The 19,852-nt window shown below is 59.4% G+C and carries 21 protein-coding genes; 13 read left to right on the plus strand and 8 right to left on the minus strand.

Features of this window, described 5'->3' with window-relative positions; all coding sequences use genetic code 11:
• Nucleotides 1-29: 29 nt before the first annotated feature.
• The gene (locus tag GWG65_RS30960; protein ID WP_275199266.1) at nucleotides 30-446 is read left to right on the plus strand and encodes a hypothetical protein; all 417 of its coding nucleotides are present in this window, start codon (nucleotides 30-32) and stop codon (nucleotides 444-446) included.
• A gap of 134 nt (nucleotides 447-580) precedes the next feature.
• Nucleotides 581-928, plus strand: coding sequence for a hypothetical protein (locus GWG65_RS30965; protein WP_275199267.1), 348 nt, complete (start codon nucleotides 581-583; stop codon nucleotides 926-928).
• 116 nt (nucleotides 929-1,044) lie between these two features.
• On the opposite strand, the gene GWG65_RS30970 is transcribed toward GWG65_RS30965, so the two are convergent.
• A complete protein-coding gene (locus tag GWG65_RS30970) occupies nucleotides 1,045-2,262 on the minus strand; it encodes a hypothetical protein (RefSeq protein WP_275199268.1) in 1,218 nt (405 codons plus the stop codon).
• 201 nt (nucleotides 2,263-2,463) lie between these two features.
• Here GWG65_RS30970 and GWG65_RS30975 point away from each other — a divergent pair, with 201 nt between their 5' ends.
• Nucleotides 2,464-2,709: a hypothetical protein gene (locus GWG65_RS30975; protein WP_275199269.1), complete on the plus strand. Its 246-nt coding sequence runs from the start codon at nucleotides 2,464-2,466 to the stop codon at nucleotides 2,707-2,709.
• Nucleotides 2,710-3,082: 373 nt separating this feature from the next.
• On the opposite strand, the gene GWG65_RS30980 is transcribed toward GWG65_RS30975, so the two are convergent.
• Nucleotides 3,083-3,475 (minus strand): hypothetical protein, encoded by a 393-nt coding sequence (locus tag GWG65_RS30980; protein ID WP_275199270.1) that lies wholly within the window; start codon nucleotides 3,473-3,475, stop codon nucleotides 3,083-3,085.
• A gap of 186 nt (nucleotides 3,476-3,661) precedes the next feature.
• Between GWG65_RS30980 and GWG65_RS30985 the strand changes: the two genes are divergently transcribed.
• Nucleotides 3,662-4,069, plus strand: coding sequence for a hypothetical protein (locus GWG65_RS30985; RefSeq protein ID WP_275199271.1), 408 nt, complete (start codon nucleotides 3,662-3,664; stop codon nucleotides 4,067-4,069).
• A gap of 40 nt (nucleotides 4,070-4,109) precedes the next feature.
• Here GWG65_RS30985 and GWG65_RS30990 read toward each other — a convergent pair whose 3' ends face one another.
• Together GWG65_RS30990 and GWG65_RS30995 are read right to left on the minus strand one after the other, a co-directional pair.
• Nucleotides 4,110-4,772: a hypothetical protein gene (locus GWG65_RS30990; protein ID WP_275199272.1), complete on the minus strand. Its 663-nt coding sequence runs from the start codon at nucleotides 4,770-4,772 to the stop codon at nucleotides 4,110-4,112.
• A gap of 61 nt (nucleotides 4,773-4,833) precedes the next feature.
• Nucleotides 4,834-5,571, minus strand: a complete 738-nt coding sequence (locus GWG65_RS30995) for a metallophosphoesterase family protein (RefSeq protein WP_275199273.1) — start codon at nucleotides 5,569-5,571, stop codon at nucleotides 4,834-4,836.
• A gap of 191 nt (nucleotides 5,572-5,762) precedes the next feature.
• Here GWG65_RS30995 and GWG65_RS31000 point away from each other — a divergent pair, with 191 nt between their 5' ends.
• Nucleotides 5,763-6,386 carry a transglutaminase-like cysteine peptidase gene (locus tag GWG65_RS31000; protein ID WP_275199274.1) on the plus strand — a complete coding sequence of 208 codons (624 nt, stop codon included), beginning with the start codon at nucleotides 5,763-5,765 and terminating at the stop codon, nucleotides 6,384-6,386.
• A gap of 12 nt (nucleotides 6,387-6,398) precedes the next feature.
• Here the strand turns inward: GWG65_RS31000 and GWG65_RS31005 are convergent, their stop codons facing one another.
• The 3 genes from GWG65_RS31005 to GWG65_RS31015 form a co-directional block, all read right to left on the minus strand.
• On the minus strand, nucleotides 6,399-7,712 hold the full coding sequence (locus GWG65_RS31005) for a hypothetical protein (protein WP_275199275.1): 1,314 nt from the start codon (nucleotides 7,710-7,712) through the stop codon (nucleotides 6,399-6,401).
• A gap of 104 nt (nucleotides 7,713-7,816) precedes the next feature.
• A complete protein-coding gene (locus GWG65_RS31010; RefSeq protein ID WP_275199276.1) occupies nucleotides 7,817-8,092 on the minus strand; it encodes a hypothetical protein in 276 nt (91 codons plus the stop codon).
• Between the two features lie 74 nt (nucleotides 8,093-8,166).
• A complete protein-coding gene (locus GWG65_RS31015; protein ID WP_275199277.1) occupies nucleotides 8,167-8,697 on the minus strand; it encodes a hypothetical protein in 531 nt (176 codons plus the stop codon).
• 273 nt (nucleotides 8,698-8,970) lie between these two features.
• Between GWG65_RS31015 and GWG65_RS31020 the strand changes: the two genes are divergently transcribed.
• The 7 genes from GWG65_RS31020 (at nucleotide 8,971) to GWG65_RS31050 (ending at nucleotide 16,901) form a co-directional block, all read left to right on the plus strand.
• Complete coding sequence (locus GWG65_RS31020; RefSeq protein ID WP_275199278.1) at nucleotides 8,971-10,173, plus strand: polysaccharide biosynthesis/export family protein; 1,203 nt, start codon at nucleotides 8,971-8,973, stop codon at nucleotides 10,171-10,173.
• A gap of 158 nt (nucleotides 10,174-10,331) precedes the next feature.
• Complete coding sequence (locus GWG65_RS31025) at nucleotides 10,332-10,913, plus strand: hypothetical protein (protein ID WP_275199279.1); 582 nt, start codon at nucleotides 10,332-10,334, stop codon at nucleotides 10,911-10,913.
• Nucleotides 10,914-10,942: 29 nt separating this feature from the next.
• Nucleotides 10,943-12,424 carry an O-antigen ligase family protein gene (locus tag GWG65_RS31030; RefSeq protein WP_275199280.1) on the plus strand — a complete coding sequence of 494 codons (1,482 nt, stop codon included), beginning with the start codon at nucleotides 10,943-10,945 and terminating at the stop codon, nucleotides 12,422-12,424.
• Nucleotides 12,425-12,569: 145 nt separating this feature from the next.
• Entirely contained in the window at nucleotides 12,570-13,193 is a 624-nt protein-coding gene (locus GWG65_RS31035; protein ID WP_275199281.1) for a hypothetical protein, read from the plus strand.
• A gap of 279 nt (nucleotides 13,194-13,472) precedes the next feature.
• On the plus strand, nucleotides 13,473-15,737 hold the full coding sequence (locus GWG65_RS31040) for a polysaccharide biosynthesis tyrosine autokinase (protein ID WP_275199282.1): 2,265 nt from the start codon (nucleotides 13,473-13,475) through the stop codon (nucleotides 15,735-15,737).
• A complete protein-coding gene (locus GWG65_RS31045; protein WP_275199283.1) occupies nucleotides 15,685-16,491 on the plus strand; it encodes a hypothetical protein in 807 nt (268 codons plus the stop codon). Before GWG65_RS31040 ends, GWG65_RS31045 begins: the two co-directional genes overlap by 53 nt.
• On the plus strand, nucleotides 16,485-16,901 hold the full coding sequence (locus GWG65_RS31050; RefSeq protein ID WP_275199284.1) for a hypothetical protein: 417 nt from the start codon (nucleotides 16,485-16,487) through the stop codon (nucleotides 16,899-16,901). The genes GWG65_RS31045 and GWG65_RS31050 overlap by 7 nt, the downstream gene beginning before the upstream one ends.
• Here GWG65_RS31050 and GWG65_RS31055 read toward each other — a convergent pair.
• On the minus strand, nucleotides 16,888-18,243 hold the full coding sequence (locus tag GWG65_RS31055) for an O-antigen ligase family protein (protein WP_275199289.1): 1,356 nt from the start codon (nucleotides 18,241-18,243) through the stop codon (nucleotides 16,888-16,890). The genes GWG65_RS31050 and GWG65_RS31055 overlap by 14 nt on opposite strands.
• Here GWG65_RS31055 and GWG65_RS31060 point away from each other — a divergent pair.
• A complete protein-coding gene (locus GWG65_RS31060; RefSeq protein ID WP_275199285.1) occupies nucleotides 18,233-19,495 on the plus strand; it encodes a glycosyltransferase in 1,263 nt (420 codons plus the stop codon). The two genes, GWG65_RS31055 and GWG65_RS31060, sit on opposite strands and share 11 nt — an antisense overlap.
• Nucleotides 19,496-19,852: the final 357 nt, after the last annotated feature.

Genomic DNA, 19,852 nt, shown 5'->3' on the forward strand with positions numbered 1-19,852 from the left:
CTTAGAAAGCCAAATGTGGGATGGCCCAAATGTTCCAGCTGTTCCTGAGGGCGCGCGCACACAATCTTCTCAACCTCCGCCGCGAGGACAAGGGCTTCAAAGCCCGCTCCGCCGAGCGTGATGCTGCGACCGATCGCGCGCGAATCGAGGCGGTGATAATCGCGATCGATGCCGCCCTGCAGGAGGCTGAAAGGGAGCAAGCCGGCCTCAATCGACGCGTTGACGATGCACTGGCGCGTGCGTCCGTCACCTTCGGAAACGGCACCGATGAATATCTCGAGCGGGAGCCGCTCGACAACTACCATCAGGATCTGTTTGCCGCCGATATCTCGAACGGCCAGCGGCGGCTCAAGGAGCTCGCGAGCACGATCTCCCACTTGAAATTCGTCAAGACCGCGATGCTCACTCGCTTTCCGGACTTCAAGCCGCCGCAGCTCAACAGCTAGCTCTGGCGCTTTCCGCGGCATCCTGCCGTGGTCCAGGCGCTCAGCGGCGCCAACCCAAGCGCAGACTTTGTCAGCTCGGCCTGCGTCATGGTGCAGGACCTGGATCGGCCACGCGTCAATTCGGCCCTGCTTTGATGTTTGGCTCTTCTGTCCTTTTTGATATGGTTTCGTCCAGCGTTCTTGGATGGATTGAAGGAGCGAGCCAGGTGCCCTGCAGAAATTTGCAAAAGTCGATTGGATTGGCATTTGTGTTGGCTTTTGGCGCACCAGTAACGGCCTCGGCCGTTACTGTCGAAGTGGCGCGCGCATGTGATGCAGCATTAGCCAAGGCCTTTCCGCCAAAGCAGATCGGCAATCCCGCTGCCGGTAGCAAGGGGACGCCCAAGGAGCGGCGCGACTACTTCAGCAAATGCGTCGCGAACAACGGCAAGGTCGACGACGCTCCAGCGGACACGCCCAAGGACAGCAAGGCCAATAAATAAGCGAAGACGCGCTACGCCCTCGAGCATGATCCGGAAAGGTGCGTCGCAGGCTTCCGAAAAGGTCACGCTCTAAAAACCTAACGCGCGATGACGATTCATCCCAATCTCGTCGTCCTTTAGCGTCGTGGCGGGCAGGGGGAGTAGAACGCGCCGTTTGTTGCATTTATGCGTTCGACGCATTGATTGGGATCTGTGACCATCCCGGCCACACTGAAGTCATAGCCCATACCCTTGACCACCACGACGTAGCGGCCGGGCGAAAGCGTGAAGCCGTCCTGCTCCGACTGCAACAACAGCATTCTCGGCTGATCCTCGATCGGACCTACTTTGTAGAGGTAGGACATGCTGCGAATGACCCAGGAATCGCCGGTGCTGACCATGGCGGCTTTCCCGGTGGCATCGACGCCCATCGCCCGGGAGACCTTCGCGACCACCCGAACCTCAGTCCCGCTTGCATCGACGCCCCCGTCGGGCCTGAACACAATGAATTTGACATCTCCGCTCGTCAGCGTCGTCGCGCTCGGCGTGTTGATTGCTGCTGAGATAGCGACACGGCGATCCGGAATCTTTCCGGGGACCGGCTTGAGCTCCTGGAGCTGGCCTTCGCTCAGGGCGTAGACGCCGAACGTTGTCGGCAAAGGCATCGAGGGTTGCGCAGCTGGCACCGGCTCCCTCGGATGATCCGGTACCCGTTCGGGTGTTTCACTGCTTGATGGAGTCGCGGCGGCGGTCGGTTGAGGCTGCGGGCTTGTCGACGCTCTCTCGGACAATGCTGCGGACTGCCACAGTGCGACGGATTGTGTCTTCAACCGCGGCCAATACGTAACCGCCGCGCTGGCGCCGGCCATGATGACGAGGATGGCGGTTAATCGAAGGAGAGAATTGATGGTGCCGCTCCGCTTGGGCTGGTCAAGCGGTCTTGGCTGTGCGACAGGACGGCGCCCGATGTCCGCAAGGTTCGGAATGGACGCGGAAGCCGGAACGGGCGCCACAGTCGGAATGGGCGGGGGAGCAGCGGGATTAACCGGCGATGGATCCGAAACGACGCCTGGCTGTGCGGACACAGCGTTGCGCTCGGGAGCGCTGCGCTCAAATGAAAACTCAACCTCCCGAATGGCGCGTTCGAGCACCTGCTGGAGCTCGCGGGATTCCCGCGCGTCGGCATGGGTGAATTGTTCCAGGAGCTTGATGCGGGCCAACTCGTAAACGATCGCGCGGATCTGCCGCGGGTCGCCAGATATGTCGCGGATCTGCCCGGACAGAAGACGGACAAACCCGGCCTTGATCGCGTGCGTCTTTGGAGCGCTGGCGGCGGTGTCGCTGGGGTCGGTCATCAAGGCCGATCAAGTAACCCGGAAAAAGCTGTTTCGCTAGGCTTTTCCGCTTCGAACCTCTCAGTGGCGGATCCTTCCTTGTTGCAAAGTCCGCCAAGGCCCAGTCTTGGTCGACCAAAGGTGCTTGGTCGACCAAAGGTGCTTGCTTTTGGACAAGAACCTGTGACATTTCGCCGGAGCTCCTCTTTCCGGTGTTTGACCATGCGCGGCGTTTTGACGGCACTTACCTTTTCGTTCTTCATGGTTCAGCCCGCCGCTGCACAAGGCGTCAAGGACCAGGCCAACGTGACCAGCAGCAGCATCCTGACGACTCCCACAAAGAAGACGCAGGCGACCGAGGCCGCCTCACGGCCCACCGCCGTCCGGAACCTTACCGGCAGACTGCCTGCAGGAAAGACGGCCCAAGGGGTCTGGAGGGATGGCAAGCTGATCGCCGTGCCTCGGTGAGGTCCCAAGCAACCGTGAAGGAACGGTGATCGCCTCCCTGACGTTCTCGCTCGGGAGATAGCTCATGAAACGATTAGTCTTGATCGCAGCTGCACTTCTTGTGCCCGCCAGCATCTCGGCCCAGGGCGTCAATGATCCGTCGACCCCCAATCGGAACGTAATCATCGTCAATCCATCGCAGCCCTCGCCAAGCACGGCTACGCCGAATATTCCGAGCCAGATTCAGCCACCTGTGGTCAGCGGAGGGCGCGCGCGCCCCTATTACGGAAGCAGAACGCGGGGTAGTGGGTCGAGCAGGCGATAGTCTACCCGTCCAAAACCAGGTCTGTTGCTGTTGACGGTTGGAACCCGTGGCTGCCCTACGGCAGAGCGACTATTGTGCGCTAGGCGCCATCCCCCCGCCGGACGGAAAGTTGCTGGACTTGAGAGCCATTCCGCTGACGCGGAAGCGAACATTTCCCGCCAAGTACAAATAGTCCGAGGTCGTACTGCTGACGGTCCGCACCTCGACATAGGTCAGCGTGATCGAACCCACGCTAGGAGTCACCTGGGTGATGTCGACAAACCGAGCTCCCGGGAACAGCTTTTGGTCGAGGCCATAGAAGATCTTTTCACGCTCTGACCACAGGACGAAGTGACCGCCGGCCTTCTGATCAACGGCTTCGTATTGCGTATGGATGACCTGCGGATATTCGATCTGGCCTGCCGTTGCGGAATGAGTCCCAAACCAGATCACCAGAGCCAGGAAAGCAACGTTGCGGACCACGGGCTAAAATCCTCGCGAGCTAAAGCGCGAAGCTTGCCTGCGATTTGGCTTTCTTGCAATCGGCAAAGGTATAGATTGAGGAGGGAGAGATAAGGGACTTCCGGCTGCCCAATGGTCGTCCTTATGTCTCGTCTTTGGAGATCACTCGTGCGTCCCTGTCGGCGTGACCACTCGCCAGCTTACGCAATGCGGCTTGTGGCGCTGTCTCGAGCGGTCACCATCGCTAGCGGACTAGCCCTTTGTCTGCCCTGTTCGCCTCCCTGTCTTGCTCAAACAGAGCCGGAGCCCTCGCTCAACGACTACCTTCCGCCAAGTGAGCCCGAACTGACGCGCGACGAATGGCGGCAGCGGATCGAAGATGCAAGGCGACGGGCCAAGGAGGTCGCGCGCGAGCGGCGCGAACACCCCGACCTCCATGTGCCGGTCCCGGAAGATCCAGAGATCGTCGCAAGCGAGCGCGTTCTCAACGACGAAAGCCTGCAGCGAGGCGACATCATCGCGACCAAGAAGGGGATGTTCGTCTACCAAGGACGATCGGATCAACCGCGTCGCGAGCAGGACTTTGTGCCGATCGTCCCGAAAACGGCGCGTTGAAAATTCACGGCAAGCCCCAAGCTAAATCGCGCGCGAACGATCAGTACCGCCGCAAAATCTGGTTGAACTTGGGATCTGCCCCCTGGGTGGCCTCCAGAAGCAGCGACTTGCCTTGCGGCGTTGCCTGCACGTAGGCCGCGATCAGGAGTTGCTCGTAGCGAGAGCGGTTGGCAAGCGCCGAGCGAATGTCCGATTGCGCCAGGAGCTTGATCTCTTCGTCGGCTGCGGCTGCGCTCGAGGTCACGGTTTGGATCCGTGCGAAGGCAACGGCGATCGGCACGGCTCCGGTCAGGTAAGACATTTTCACAGCTGGCGTCACGGCGGCGCCGGATTGAGCTTTCAGCGTACCGAGCGTGAGCCATAGTGCGGGCCGGATGGGCGATACTTTCAGGGCCGCAACGACGGCATCTTGGGCCGCCTTGTTCTCGGTAGCCCTGCCGCTCGCCTCGGCTGCGGGATGGTGAAGAAAGTCCGCGGCTTTTGCGGCCGCATAATTCGCAAGCAAGTCGCCATCGAATGAAAAGGGCGCCAGAACGCCCGATGAGGCTACATTGACTTTCTCGGGCGGAATCTCACCCAAGAACAAATCGCTCGCCCGAAAGTTCGATCGCGTGAGATCGCCGTAAAATCCCAATCCTGCATAAAGCAGCAACATCGCCGCGATGCAGGCGCCAACGATGCGAAGCAAGATCATGCGGCTCATAATGAATTCGAGATGCTCGTGAGGCGGGGCGCGGGAGCTGTCCAGCAACTCTGAAAAAGCCCTAAATTGCGAGCAGACTATCGCCCTGGATCGTGAGCAAGGTCAAGTTGCCGGTCGCATAAGCGCCGGTGTCGATATTGATCCGGTTTGGGCGGATATCGGGAGCGCTGACCGGGGTATGGCCGTGGACGACATATTTGCCGAAGCGTCTGTCGGACTCGAGGAATTCCTCGCGGATCCAGAGCAGATCCTCCTCCTTTTGACGTTCGAGGGCGACGCCCGGCTTGACGCCGGCGTGAACAAAAAAGAAGTCGCCACATGCAAAGGACGAGCGGAGCTGCTGAAGAAAGGAAAGATGCTCCGGCGGAAGCGCGCGCCTCAACCCTTCGATCAGCTCAATCTGCTCTTCCGGCGTCGGATTCATGGTCGGGTTAATGCCGTAGGAGACAAGGGTCAGCAGGCCTCCGTAGTGGCGCCATTCCTGCAACCGTGCCGGATCCTTGAGAACCTCGAGTAAGAAGACCTCGTGGTTGCCCTTAAGGCACACCGTCTCATGCGATTTCGAGCGCTCGATCAGGATATCAAGCACGGCGCGTGAGTCCGGGCCCCGGTCGACATAGTCGCCAAGAAAGACCTGGATGGCTCGCTCCGGAGCAGAGCGAGCAAGGTCGGCGTCGATGACGGTTAAGAGCGACTGAAGCAAGTCGGCGCGTCCATGCACATCGCCGAGGGCATAGATCCTCACGCCGTCGGGAAGCCGAGGCTTGACGTTCTTACGAAAGCGCTTGGAAAGGCCCATCAGCTGGTCGAATCGCGTCTGGCGTCATGAATGGACGTCATGATCGCTCATAGCAGAACAAGTTACGTACCGGTATTCTTAATTATTTCTGACGGAGTCGCGGCTGTTTTGATTCAAGGGTCGCTCGCTCTTTGAGCCGGATCTCAAGACGTCTCGCGTAGCGTTTCCCCAACAAGAATGGGGAGCGCGACATGCGCAAAACTTTAAGATTCCTGGCGGTTGCCGCCGCTCTGTTGGCTGGGGGCCAGCACAGCGCCGAGGCCGCTTTTGTTGGTGCGCCGTTGGCATTGCGCGGCGCGATCCAGTACATCAAGTTCGACCAGCCGACCTTGGCGCCGATGGCATTCACGATCTTTTGCCTGAAGTACGAGGGCGAGTGTAAGCCGCGACCGCAGCAAGTCGTGTTCAGGGGTGGTCGTCTGAAGCTCACGGCCGAACGCATGGCCCAGCTTCAGGAGGTCAATCAGCGGGTCAACGGCGCGATCCGACCCGAGCCCAATTTGGAGGGGCTGCGCGGGGAGAAGTGGCTGCTGCATCCTGCGAGCGGCGACTGCAACGATTACGCTGTGACAAAACGCCACGATCTGATCGCCAAGGGCTTCCCGGCGCGTTCCGTGTTGCTGAGCGAGGTCGTGACGACCTGGGGTGAGCATCATCTCGTGGTGGTGGTGCGCACGTTCTCCGGCGATCTCGTGCTGGACAATCTCACCGGGCATATCCTGCCCTGGTCGAAGAAGTCCTATCGCTGGGTTCGCATCCAGATGCCCAAGAACCCGAACTACTGGGCCTCACTTGGCGGCGACCGCAACGCCTGATGACCGGCGCTTCTATCGTGAGGACTGGCTGACGCTCTGCGACAATCCCAGTCCCACGATCACCGCAAGGCAAAGGATTGCTGCCGGGTGCAGCAGTCCCGGACCGGCGAAGCCCTGAACAAGCACGAAGACAAGGCAGGCCGCGGCCGCCGCAGGGAAGAACGAGTCGCGGCCGCGCTGCAAAGCGCCGAAAAACAGGCGCATCAAAGCGGTCAGGCTCACCACCACCGCGGCAAACAGGCCGATCCATCCCATATCGGCGAAGATGGCTGTGGCCGCTGAAGGCGCCAATAGAGGCGCACCGGCATCGCTCAAGTAGATCCGGCCCACGGCCGAAAAGGTCCCTGCGCCCGCACCGAACCACCTCGTATCGGCCAACATGCGTTCAAGCGCTGCTCTCGTTTCAGCCTCCATGTTTGGGACAAGCCGCAAGAGGATGGGGCCGGAACTCTTTTCGAAGAGGAAGGTCAGGACAATCGTTGCTCCGATCAGCGCGGCTACCGACAGTGCGCCGGCCGCCAACGGCGACAGGTCGAGCCGGCGAATGACAAGGATCAGCAGGATCAGCACCAGGCCGAAGACCGCGGCGATCGCGCTGTTCGTGCCGGACAACCCAAAGATCGCAGCCGCGCTCGCCAGACCGCCCAAAAGACCGCAAAGGCCGATCGCAACCGAGCGAACCACCGAGTGGCGCGTTTCGGCCCGCTCAGCGGCGAGCTGCATGACGGCTAAATTGAGCATGACGCCAAGGCCGGCAAAGGTCGTCGCAAGGTCAGAGGGCGCGGCAGCCATAAGGCCCGGCGAGATCCAATGCAGATCCAAGGCTACGGCGCCCACCGTTGCTATGCCGCTCAGGACAAAAAGAACCAGCTCGGCGCGGCCGCGCTCGCGCACCACCACGATGGTAACGCCGAGAAGAGAGAGAGTGGCAAGCGCCAAGAACAACACGTTCAACGTCAAGCCGAGGTCGGCCGTGATTGGTCCAAATGGCAGCCCGCCCAGGGTATCGTGTACACTCGCCCAGATCGGATGCGCCCAGCTAAGCCAGAGCGGTGCGAGCTGGGCTGCTATACAAAGAGGAATGGCGATCAGAACCCAGCGCCCCCAAGCGGTGGCACGCAGATAGTGCTCGTAATCGGCCTTTCGTGCGCTGAAGGCGGCAGCCAATAGGCTTAAGGCCGCAGCCATCATCCCGAGCTGTGCGCCGAATTTGGCGCCGGCAATTTCGAGAGCTGAAGCGGAAACGATAGCGACGATGAGGGCAAAATAAGCGAGGGACAAACAGCGCGCTCGAAGGAATCCTGAACCGGTCAGGTCACCATACAAGCGGTCGATCGGTTTTCAAACAGAGGTCTGCTCTTAACGAACGGAAAGCCTCACGCGCAACGATTTGCCCAGCGGGTTCGTAGGCGAGCTCCCGCCAAACGTGGTCAGCGAACAGTGTTGACCGGCCGAGCAAGCACCCGGGCGGCACGAGCGCCGGCAAGGGCAAAGCGCGCTGCCGAGCCGAAGAGATAGCCGCCCTGGAGAGCAACGGCCGCGAGCACCAGGTTCTTCAGGCCTTCAAGGAAGCTGACATCGGCCACCCATCCAACCGGAACGGCGGCGAGCACCATGACGAAGGTCAGCGGCAGGAGCACGAAGACGCGAAAGCGTTGGCCCAGCACCGCACCTACAAGAAAACTCAAAATCAAAAGCTCGATCATCCGAAACACTCCGTGCTCCGGACCTTAGGTTCCGTCCCCTGAAAAGACCCTTAAGTCGTATGGCTAAATTCTGGCTATTGGCCGCAATTTGCCACCAGCGAATGATAGGCCTCGCGAAGCCCGTTCAACGCGACCACGCCCTTGATTTCGCTGTCGGTTTCTTTGACCACAACAGTTAGCGCTGGCGTTGTTTGCCATCTTCCGCTGGCAAAGGCCGAAATTTCGTCTGGTAAGAGCACTGCAGCGCCAGCGGCGGCCATGCTGGCCTCGAACGTTTGGGTCCCCCCGCCATTGGAGGAGATCGTCACCCGCGGGTGGCTGCGGGGCGGGAACGGGCGGACCAAGGCCACCAACACGTCGACCTTGCCCTTGGGCGCGCAGCGGACGATTAGGCCTGCGAGATCCGGGTCGGATTGGGCCGTATCGGCGGTCTTCATGATGGCGGCGAAGGTCTCGCCCTCCTTGGTCCCCTGGCTGCGGGTGAATTTCCAAATAGAGGAGGAAGCTGCGATCTCAACGAAAGGGCGCCCCAGGCGCGGGGCTTCGTATCCCGGTCCAGCGAGCAACCATCCTGTCAGAGCAAGGGAAAAAAGCGACAAGAGCAACGCCGGAACTCCTCATGAGACAGCCGGACCATTAGCAAAGACTCGCGGGGTTGAGAACGCCTCGCCCATCGGTTGAGCGTTTGCCCGCCGATCGGGCACACGAATTACAACAAACAGTCACAAAGGGTTAGCGAGGTTCCGAAGTAGTGGCGCGAGCGCAACACTGACGGACTCATTGCGTCGTTCCCCATCGGTTTGGGCTCGGGAACCCTTGTCGCGCCGCCCGCTAGACCGTACGACTTTGAGGCAATTCGGGACGATCGGGGCGCTTTCATGCATTCATTTGCCAAGACCTATGTATTCAAGTCGGCGTTTCTGGCCGTCGCGTTGGCGCTCGGGGCGTGCTCGACCAATCCCGGCTCGGGGCCCCTCACCGATGACGTCAATAACCACATTCAGACGGCCAGTGCGCCGGCCTACGAGCTCGTGCCGATCAATCCGGCGACGGTCAACATTCTACACACCCATGAACCAAAGGGTCTCGCGGGGGCGTTCACGGACAAACGGCCGCCGGCCAGCATCGTGTTCGGGATCGGTGACGTCGTCAGTGTGACCATCTTCGAAGCCGCCGCGGGTGGTCTGTTCATCCCGGCCGAAGCCGGCGTCCGTCCGGGTAACTTCGTGACCATCCCGGATCAGTCCGTCGACAATGACGGCTTCATCACCGTGCCGTATGCCGGTCAGGTCAAGGCGGCAGGCCTGACCGCGCTGCAAATCCAGCGCTCGATCATCGAGAAGATTGGCAACCGTGCCATCGAGCCGCAGGCGGTTGTTGCGATGGCCTCGCAGCGGACTCAGCTGATCAGCGTGCTCGGTGAGGTCAATTCGCCGGCTCGCTATCCGGCGAGCGCAGCGGGCGCGAAGGATAAGGTGCTCGACGCGATCACCCGCGCCGGCGGCATCAAGGGTCAGGGCTTCGAGACCTGGGTCATGCTGGAGCGTGCCGGCAAGCGCGCGACCGTGCCGTTCGAGAATCTTGTGATGGCACCCGAGAACAACATCTATGTTCGTCCGGATGACAGCATCTACGTCTACCGCGAACAGCAGAAGTTCCTGGCGTTCGGTGCCAGCGGTCAGAGCGGCGAGTTCAACTTCGATGCATGGCGCATCAATCTTGGCGAAGCCGTCGGCAAGGCCGGCGGTCTGCTCGACGGCCAGGCCGATCCGGCTGCCGTGTTCCTCTATCGCCGCGAGCCGCGTGATGTTGCTGCCCAGCTTGGCATCGACGTCAGCAAGTACACCACCGAGACGATCCCGGTCATCTTCAGCGTGAACTTCCGCGATCCGGGTGGCTTCTTCCTCGCCACCAAGGTCATGATGAAGAACCAGGACATCCTCTACGTCTCGAACTCGCGCAACGTCGAGGTCACGAAGTTCCTGACCTTCCTCCGGGTGATCATGGCGACCGGCAGCGACGCGGTGAACCTGTCGAACGACGCGCTGATCTTCCGCAACAACATCAAGCTGGCGCCGTAAGGCCGGAGCCAACCTGACCCACGAAAGCGATGGCACCGGGCTTTGTCCCGGTGCCATTTTCGTTTAGCAATCACAGCGGTGCTGTTCGAGTTTGGATCAAGGCACCACTGAGCAAGGCTCACCGGTGATCGGTCACCCCGCAGGGTTGCAAGGGCTTCATGCGCTTTGGACGGCAAGCATTCTGGTGTTTCCTGGCTCTGGTCGTTTCGAGTCCTGGTTTGCTCGGGACGGCTGCCGGCGAAGCTCAGCAGCTCGGTGTCCGCCATCGGATTGACGTGGTGGTCTCGGCTGAGCCCGATGCACCCATTTTTCAGCACCTGCGCGGGGCGAAGGGCGAGCTCTTCTTGACCGTCCGACTGTCGGCCAACGCGAAGGAGAGCCGGTTCTTCGGAATGCTGCACCCCTCGTTCTCGGACATTGTCGTTCCCGACGGCGCGGCCAAACCTCTCGTCCGGCAGACCAAGCTATGGGAGGAAGAGGTCTGCCATCAGCGTCGCGGGCTTCCGAAAGTGACGGTGACCCAGCTCGCGGGACGTTTCGGCGAGGGGGACGGGCAAATCGAGATATCCGGCATCAACCGCCACATCGGGCTTCTGGTCCCGCCGGATGAATTAACCCCCGGAATAAAACTCGATTCGGGGAGTGACAACCTTGGGCTATTCTACGGCTTTCGGGCGCAGACCCGGAACAGCCGCTTGAACGTGGATCTGAAGATCTATCCGATCGATTGCTTCCTCTAGAGCGAGAGCCAAGGCCGGCTTAAACGACGATGCGCCTTCCGCTTGCCCATATAAGTTGGTCGTGGAGCTGGCCCGCGACCTTCATCCTGTTGTTCGTCGTGGCCGGCGCGCCGTTTCCGTTCGGCTCGACCAACGATCTGTCGATCGCGTTCTGGTGCCTGTGCCTGGGGCTCGCCCTGATGGTGGCGCCGACGCGCGACTTGCGCCGTCCCCATCTCTGGATGATCGCGGGCATCGCCGTGATCGTGGCCGGATATGCCTTCGTGCTGCATGAGCAGCTGTCCGATCATCCCTGGATCGCACCGTTCAATCCGATCTGGAAGCAGGCGTCGGATCTGCTGGGCGTGCCGATTGCGCCGTCGGCGTCGATCGTCAAGAACGAGGCGTTCTTCGCATTGGGCGCGCCGCTTGCGAACATCCTGGCGATCATCCTCGGCATCGTCATCGGCGCCGAGCGTGCGCGCGCCCGGCAAATGCTCTGGGTGATCGCCGTTTCCGGCAGCCTCTACGCGCTCTACGGCGTCGCCTCGTTCCTGATCGAGCCCACGATGATCCTGTGGCGGGACAAGACCGCCTATCTCGGCAGCGTCACCGGCACCTTCATCAACCGCAACACGGCGGCGGCCTATTTCGGCTCCTGCGCGGTGATCTGGATGCTCTTGATCCTGGACGATGTCCGCCGGCGCTTGCCTGAGCGGCACATCGAGTGGAAGCGCGTTTCGCGCGATGTCGCCGAGATCCCGCCGCGAAAGATCCTGCCGCACCTGGCCGCGCTCTTGATCTGCCTGATGGCGATGTTCATGACCGGCTCGCGCGCCGGCGTGTCCCTGTCGCTGCTGGCGATGATCGTCGCCTTCACCATATTCCTGCGCAAGGACCTGCCGCCGCGGACCGGAATCTGGATCTCGCTCGGCTCCGGCGTGGTGGTGGCGCTTGGCCTGATGCAGCTGCTCGGCGGCCGCGTCTCCAGCCGGTTCGACAGCCAGGGGCTGGTCGACGAGGGCCGCATCGAGGCCTGGAAGTCCACGCTGCGAATCATCGCCGACAATCCCTGGTTCGGCACCGGCATGGGCACCTTCCAATGGGCCTTCCCGCCCTACCGCAGCCCCAACATCTCGATTCGCGGCATCTGGGACATCGCGCACTCGACCCCGCTGGAGCTCGCCTCGGACGTCGGCATTCCGATGGCGCTTTTGGTGGCGGCCGCATGGGCGGTGATGTTCGTGATCCTGGGCCGCGGCGTGTTCGCACGGCGGCGCGATGTCATCATCCCGCTGGCGGCGGCGGCGACGGCGAGCCTGTCGCTGCTGCATTCGTGCCTGGATTTCACGCTGCAGATCCCCGGCTATTCCATTCCGTTCTTTGCGCTTTTCGGCGCCGGCCTGGCGCAGTCGCACCGCATCCGTGACGCTCGCCCGGACGTTGTGCAAGGCGCTGTGCAAGGCGCTGTGAAAGGCCAGCCAGCCAGGCGGACCATTAGGGGCGAAAAAGCCGTCGCCACGCACGTCTGAGCTTCACAAAACTGTCTATTTTTGAAGCAGTTGCTGCCTTAAGGAAGTTTTCAGTATGAGTGGACAGCCGGGGGTTGTTCCGCTAGTTTCGCGCTGCACGCATCATTTGCCCGAAGCTGCGGGTAGCTGATTTCAGGAGGAATTTATGGGGTTTGTTAACTTTGCGCTTCGTCTGGCCGCGGCCGCGGCCCTCGCTGCGACCATTTCAAGCGCCGCCAGCGCAGCCGTCTATCCGCCGCAGCGCGCGCTGCCGGCGCAGGTCATTTCCGAGTTCAAGGGCTCGCCCACCAGCCTGTTGCAGCAATATCCGGCCGCCGGCGCGCAGCTGATCTCGCGCGTGCGCGATCTCGGCGCCTCCGATCCTTCGACGCTCCCGGGCCTGATCGCGCTGCTGAAGGATCCCGCGACGACGAAGGACCAGATGCGCGCGATCGTGGCCGGCCTTGCCCAGGTCGCCCGCATGGCCGCTACATCCGACCAGGCCTTCGCCAATGAAATCCAGACCGCGATCGCCGGCAGCGGCAACCCTGACGTGATCGCAGCCTACCAGGCCGCAACCGGCGACGTCGCGATCGCGGCGGCCGGCGGTGGCGCAGGCGGCGGCGGCTCCGGATCGGGCGGGCCGATCAATGGCGGCGGCAACACCGGCGGCAGCGCCAACGGCGCGCCGACCTTCGGCGGCCTGCACTACGCGACGCAGTTCAGCCCGGGCGCCTCGAACGGCGTGACCGGCACCACCAACGCCGCCAACCGCATCAGCACGCGCTGACCGTAATTGCCCGGAGGCCATGAGCCTCCTGGCTGCCTCATTCGCAATCCAGTCAAAGCGGCGCTTCATCGCGCCGTTTTGCATTTCGGCCGTTAAGCTTCATGTGAATTGGCAGGGGCTCGGCGCATTGCGCTGCATCAATTCAGTTCTGGTTGCAAAAAGGCCATGCTATTCTGGCGTGCGTCCTCATTCTTGTGCGAGCGCTTCGCGAACGCTGAGCCCGCATTGCCGGACTTCCAATCCTTGCGTGTTTAACGGATTGCTTTTGGGAATTGCCCGATGCTGCAAGTGAATAAGCCTTCGTCGGAGATCAACCGCGGCTATGCCGAGGCCGAAAGCTCGCCGACCGAGACGCTTACCTCCTATGTCGAGATCGTCCGCCGGCAATTTCCGACTATCGTCGCTATCGTCTCGGCCTGCGTGATCCTGGCGCTGCTCTATCTCTTTACCGCCGCGCCGCAATTCACCTCCACCGCCGCGATGGTGATCGACACCCGCAAGGTGCAGCTTTTCCAGCAGCAGTCGGTGCTCGGCGACATCGCGGTCGACTCGGCCACCATCGAAACCCAGGTCGAGATCCTGAAATCCGAGAACATCAGCCTCGCGGTGATCCGCGATCTGCATCTGATTGACGATCCCGAGTTCACCGGCGCCGGCGGCGGCGTGCTCGGTGCGGTCCTCAGCTTCGTCGGTGGTCTGTTCTCCGATGGGCAGGCATCGTCCGAATTCGAGCTCACCCGCAAGGCGCTGGAACGTTTCGAGAAGAACCGCACCATCAAGCGCCTCGGTCTCACCTATGTGATGGAGATCGGCTACACTTCGAAGGACCCGGGCAAGGCCGCGAAGATCGCCAACGCCATCGCGGACGCCTATATCGTCGACCAACTCGAGGCGAAATACCAGGCGACCCGCCGTGCCAGTGTCTGGCTCCAGGACCGCATCAAGGAGCTGCGGACCCAGGCCTCCGCCGCGCAGAAGGCGGTGGTCGATTTCAAGACCGCCAACAACATCGTCGACACCGGCGGCCGGCTGATGAACGAGCAGCAGCTCGCCGAGGTCAACAGCCAGCTGATCATGGCGCATGCGGCCACCGCCGAGGCCAGGGCGCGGCTCGACCGCATGAACGAGATCCTCAAGCAGGACATCCCGGACGCCAACGTCGCGGACGCGCTGAAGAACGACACCATCGTCAAGCTGCGCGCGCAATATGTCGATATGGCCTCCAAAGAATCGATCTGGGCGATGAAATACGGCTCGGATCACTTGGCCGCCGTCAATTTGCGCAGACAGATGGCGGAGATCAAGAAGAACATCACGGACGAGCTGAAGCGCATCCAGGAATCCTACAAGAGCGACTACGACATCGCGATGACCCGAGAGGAGAGCATCAAGGGAAGCCTCGCCAATGTCGTCTCGGAATCGCAGCTCACCAACCAGGCACAGGTGCAGCTGCGCGAGCTCGAGAGCAACGCGCAGTCCTACCAGGCGATGTACGACAATTTCCTCCAGCGCTACATGGAAAGCGTGCAGCAGCAATCGTTCCCGATCACCGAGGCGCGGGTGATCAGCGCCGCGACCATGCCGCTGAAGAAGAGCTACCCGAAGACGCTGATCATCCTGGTGGCGAGTCTGTTCGGCGGCTTCCTCCTGGCATTCGGCGCGGCGATGGCGCGCGAACTCACCGACAAGGTGTTCCGCACCACCGGTCAAGTCGAGGACGTGCTGGGCGCCAACTGCATCGCGATCCTGCCGGCGCTCGGCGCGGCCGCAGCACCGGGGCTCGGTGAAAAAATGCTGAGCGGCAAGCTCACCAGCAAGGGCAACCCGCAGCCAGATCTCCTGCGCTACGTCGTCGATAACCCGCTGTCGCGCTTCGCCGAAGCCGTGCGCTCGGTGAAGGTGGCGATCGACCTCAACTCGATCGTGCGCGAGAACCGCGTGCTGGCGACCACCTCGACCCTGCCGAACGAGGGCAAGAGCACGCTTTCGACCAATCTTGCCCAGCTGATGGCGCATGGCGGCGCGCGCGTCATCCTGGTCGATGCCGACCTGCGCAATCCCTCGCTATCGCGGGCGCTGGTGCCCGATGCGAAGATCGGCCTGGTCGACGTCGTCGCGCAGAAGGCCCGGCTCGAGGACGCGCTGGTCGTCGATCCCGAGACCAAGCTTTCGATCCTCCCCGCGGGCACCACCTCGAAGCTGCTGCACACCAACGAGATCCTGGCCTCGAAGGCGATGCACGCGCTGGTCACCCAGCTCCGCTCGAAATTCGATTATGTAGTGGTCGACATGCCGCCGATGGCGCCGGTGGTGGACGTGCGCGTCACCTCGTCCTTCGTCGATTCCTACGTGTTCGTGGTGGAGTGGGGCAGGACCAAGATCGACGTCGTCCGTCACAATCTTCGCGGTTCGCCGGAGATCCAGGACAAGCTACTCGGCGTGGTACTGAACAAGGCCGACACCAAGGCGCTGGCTCGCTACGAGTCCTATCATGGCCGCTACTACTATCAAAAGTACTATGCGCGATATGGGTATGTGGAATAGTGACCGCGTAGCGCGACGATTACTTCTGCGCTGGTTCCTGCTGCTGTGCGGTGGCCTCGGCGCGCTCTGGTCGTCGTCTGCGATCCCATCATTCTGGCTGATGAATCCGGCTCGCGAGATTTCTGCTCACATCGCTGCAGATGATCGGTTCAAGACGGGCGCCATAACCGAGATGTTGATGCGGCTGAGGGCTGTTGAACGGCCAGCGCTCTTGCAACCAGAGTTCTCACGAGCTGAGGCCTTGATGACGCTGCGCGCTGTCGAAGAGACAATGCAGCGGAATAGCTTAGAGCAGATCGATCATGGAATGGAGAATGCCGAAAACAAAATCAAAGCTGCACTCTTCGCAAACCCAACTGATTCATTTTTGTGGTTGATGCTTTATTCAGTAAAGACGACGCGCACTGGCTTTGATCTTAGGAACATCAGCTTCCTTGAGCATTCGTACGCGATGGGGCCGAACGAGGCTTGGGTTGCCCTTCGGCGTAACCCACTGGCGCTCGCCGTCTTCGCCATTCTTCCCGGCCCTGTACAAGATGCTGTGATTTCCGAATTCGCCAACACGGTGGACTCGGACTTCATTGCGGAGGCCGAATTGACCTTGACTGGCGTGGGATGGCCTCACAGAGAACGTCTACTGGGCAGCTTGGCTGGTGTAGATTTAGCGCCCAAGCAGGCACTTAGGAAACGCTTATCGAATGCTGGTATCAAAGTGTCTATTCCAGGTATCGAGATTGATGAGAGGCCATGGTAAGAACATTAGGTGGGTTGAATCTTGAGGGATGTGCTGGCGTACTGATGAGCACGTTAGCGATCACGGGGCTTTTCACCGTAGACATCGATGCTCAAGCACAATCTGCAACGCCGCGATTCACGCTGCAGGGGCCCGGCGAATCATCTGGGGGCAAAATAATTCGAGATGCGCTCAATCGCCCTTGCTTGGACACCGAAGCCGCTTCGCGACCTCATACCATCAACCCTGACGTCGTGGATCACGTCGTCAGCATCAAGAACAATTGTCCACGGACGATTAAGGTCAAGGTTTGCTATTATGGCTCTGATAAGTGCAACGGATTTGTAGTGAATGGCTACAAGCGAGTAGACACGATCCTCGGTAGCATGACCAAGATTACGGCTTTCAGGTATTCCATTACTCAACAGTAATCGAGCGAGCAAAATTCGTGCTCTTAGGTTGCTTGCGTGCGGCAGAACGGCGCTTAAGTCCAAATTGCACCGCGAGAGCGAGCAGCGAAAAGTAAATGAAGTGTTGCGGTTCATGCGGAACTTCAAATTGTGAATTCACAGCTAAGAGCGTCAGCAATCCGAACGAAAGAGATTGGCAGAATATCCGAACGTCGCGTTCCTGACTTTGGAACGCGATCAACAGGGGCTGAAGAATGAACGCAACGACGCAGCAGAAGTAAGGGATGCCATATTGCGCCGCGTTGCGGAGGCCGCTCTCAGTAGTCGCAGTTTTCCGTTCACTTAGCCCGAAGCCTGAATAGATGTTGGTGCCATACTGGATGACAGGATCGTCATGACCGACGCCTGTCCATGGATTTTCGAGTATCACCTTAGTCAGCATGTCATTGAGGAGGGCGCGCCCAGCGGACAGATCGCCATTTTGGTACTGCGCAACACTTACGCCTTGCAGTTCAGTCCTTACGTAAAAGATTGCATCGGTCAACAAATCCGGTTGTAGAAAAAAAGCCGAAATTGCCAAAAAAAACGGAACATATAGCAGGGCTCTGATGATGTTATTTACCTCTATGATCTCAATTGCAAACGCGAAAGCTACAGATAGCAAAACCAGATAACCCCCTGCCGACTTGGCAAGAAAAATTGAAACGATTGCTATTGCGGTGATCGATATCGCTTCAAGTAATCCTAGTTTGGCTATGTTCGAAACCGCGATCGCCATGGAAATGAACGCTAGATCGATCAGGATGCTGTGTCCCGTCTGGAAAGCAAGCAGCCGAACGCGTTCTCCTGTCAGGAAATCCTCAATGGGATTTTGTATGGAAATGAAACGCGATAACGCGACGGATATGACGAAGTAAATAAGGATGTTCAGTACAGCCAGGCGTGCCAGCGTCTTAAAAAACTGAGATCTGCTGCTCTCCGCTACAGCATCGGTCATGAACCAAAGAGCAAATGCCTCCACGAAGATCACGCCCCCGATGTTCAGGGCGTTGGCTGCGCTGTCAGAGTAAAAAATGAGGAGGGCGACCATTAACGCGAACTTTACGCCTACTACCGCAGGCAGGTTTATGTGCGGAAACTTGCCCCTCAGTGCGTATTGAAAGCCTGAGCCGAGTAGTACCGCTCCGTAAAAAGCATAAACCGAGGGCCAATATAGAAAGTAGACCACAGGAAGCACGGTAAACAGCCCGAACCACACTACTATCTTGGTAGCCAGGTCAGATGTCTGGGCTTGAACGACGCGCGATGAAAACTGTATCATCTGTGGAGCCCCTACGGCAGGTTCGGTAACGTTGCGATTCATCACGTTCGTCTCTTTTAAACCCATGCCATCGCAGCTCTTGCAAAGTTATACACGCATGATTAGTCGAAAAATAAGACTTCTTCACATTATAGCTAGCGTTGATCCTGCGTATGGCGGCCCAGTCGAGGGAATTATACAGCAGAATCGCGTTACACGCTCGATAGAGCGCGAGATCGTCACGCTTGATCCGCCCGACGCCGCTTTCCTCCAGAGCTTCCCGATCAAGACCTACGCGTTAGGATCCTATAAAACAGGCCAAAGCTGGGTTAACTTTCCTAGGCGCTACGGCATCAGCGGGAAATTCATACCTTGGCTGAAATGCCATGTGCACGAATATGATTGCGTAGTAGTGAACGGCTTGTGGAACTTCTCTACCTTTGCCGCCTCTCGAGTGCTCCCCAGTTGCGGCGTGCCCTACTTTGTTTTCACCCACGGAATGCTGGACCCGTGGTTTCGAGAGAATTTTAGAGCCAAGCACGCATTGAAGCAGTGCTTCTGGCTCTTCAGCGAAGGCTGGCTCCTGGCCCGTGCTAATGCGGTTCTCTTTACGACACAGGAGGAGCGCGAACTCGCGAGCACGATGTTCTGGGGTTTTGATTACAACAAGCGTGTTGTTGGATACGGGACGTCATCTCCTCCTCCGGTCACGGAAAGTCAAGAAAGATCATTCCGAGAAGCTGTGCCGCAATTGAAAACGAGACCATTTCTTCTTTTTCTAAGTCGGATCCATCCAAAGAAGGGTTGTGATCTATTAATCGAAGCATTTTCGAAGTGCGCATCTGAGCACAGTGGGACCGATTTGGTTATTGCAGGACCAGATCAGTCAGGCATGGTTGATGGGCTGAAACAGCTGGCAGCTCAGTGCGGGATTGCTGATCGAGTACACTTCCCGGGCATGTTAAGTGGAGAAGCGAAGTGGGGTGCCTTCAACTGTGCCGAAGCATTTGCATTGCCGTCCCATAGTGAAAATTTCGGTATAGTTGTCGCCGAAGCCCTAGGCTGCGGTACGCCGGTTCTCCTCTCGAACAAAGTAAATATCTGGCGAGAAGTCGATTCGGCTCATGCGGGGTTTGTCGAGGAAGATACTTTGGAGGGAACAACTTCGGCGCTTAACAAGTATCTGAAGTTGGGACCTGAAGAGCGGCAGAAAATGAAGCTCAATGCACGCATCTGCTTCGAACAACACTTTAACATTGAGAAGAACGTCGAAGCGTTTGAAAAACTTGCCTTAGATGCAGTGAATGAGAAGTAATTGCACTGCTGCAATACTTGCAAGAGCAAGTGTCTTGTTGGCACCGCTGCTAACTCCACTCTTAGTGTCGCCTAGCTGTTAGGGCGCGCTTTAGAGGCTCGTGATAGGCGCGCTCCAAGAGTACTGATAGCAGCAGCATTCCAAAGATAAACAGAACTCCGCTAGCTGGAGAGTATCCCTCCACGATTTTCAGGCTGTCTGGAAAAACCCACTCAAATAGGTGATAGGCGGTAAGCGCGAATTTCTCCGCACCTTTTGCGGTTGAGTGCTGTGATGCATGAGGTGTCCACCAAATTAGGTGGACACCTTGTGATGGCAGACGATGATCAGAAACTGCGAGTCAGGCTTGTTGGCCGG

Source organism: Bradyrhizobium sp. CSA207 (assembly GCF_029051685.1).
Lineage (GTDB): Bacteria > Pseudomonadota > Alphaproteobacteria > Rhizobiales > Xanthobacteraceae > Bradyrhizobium.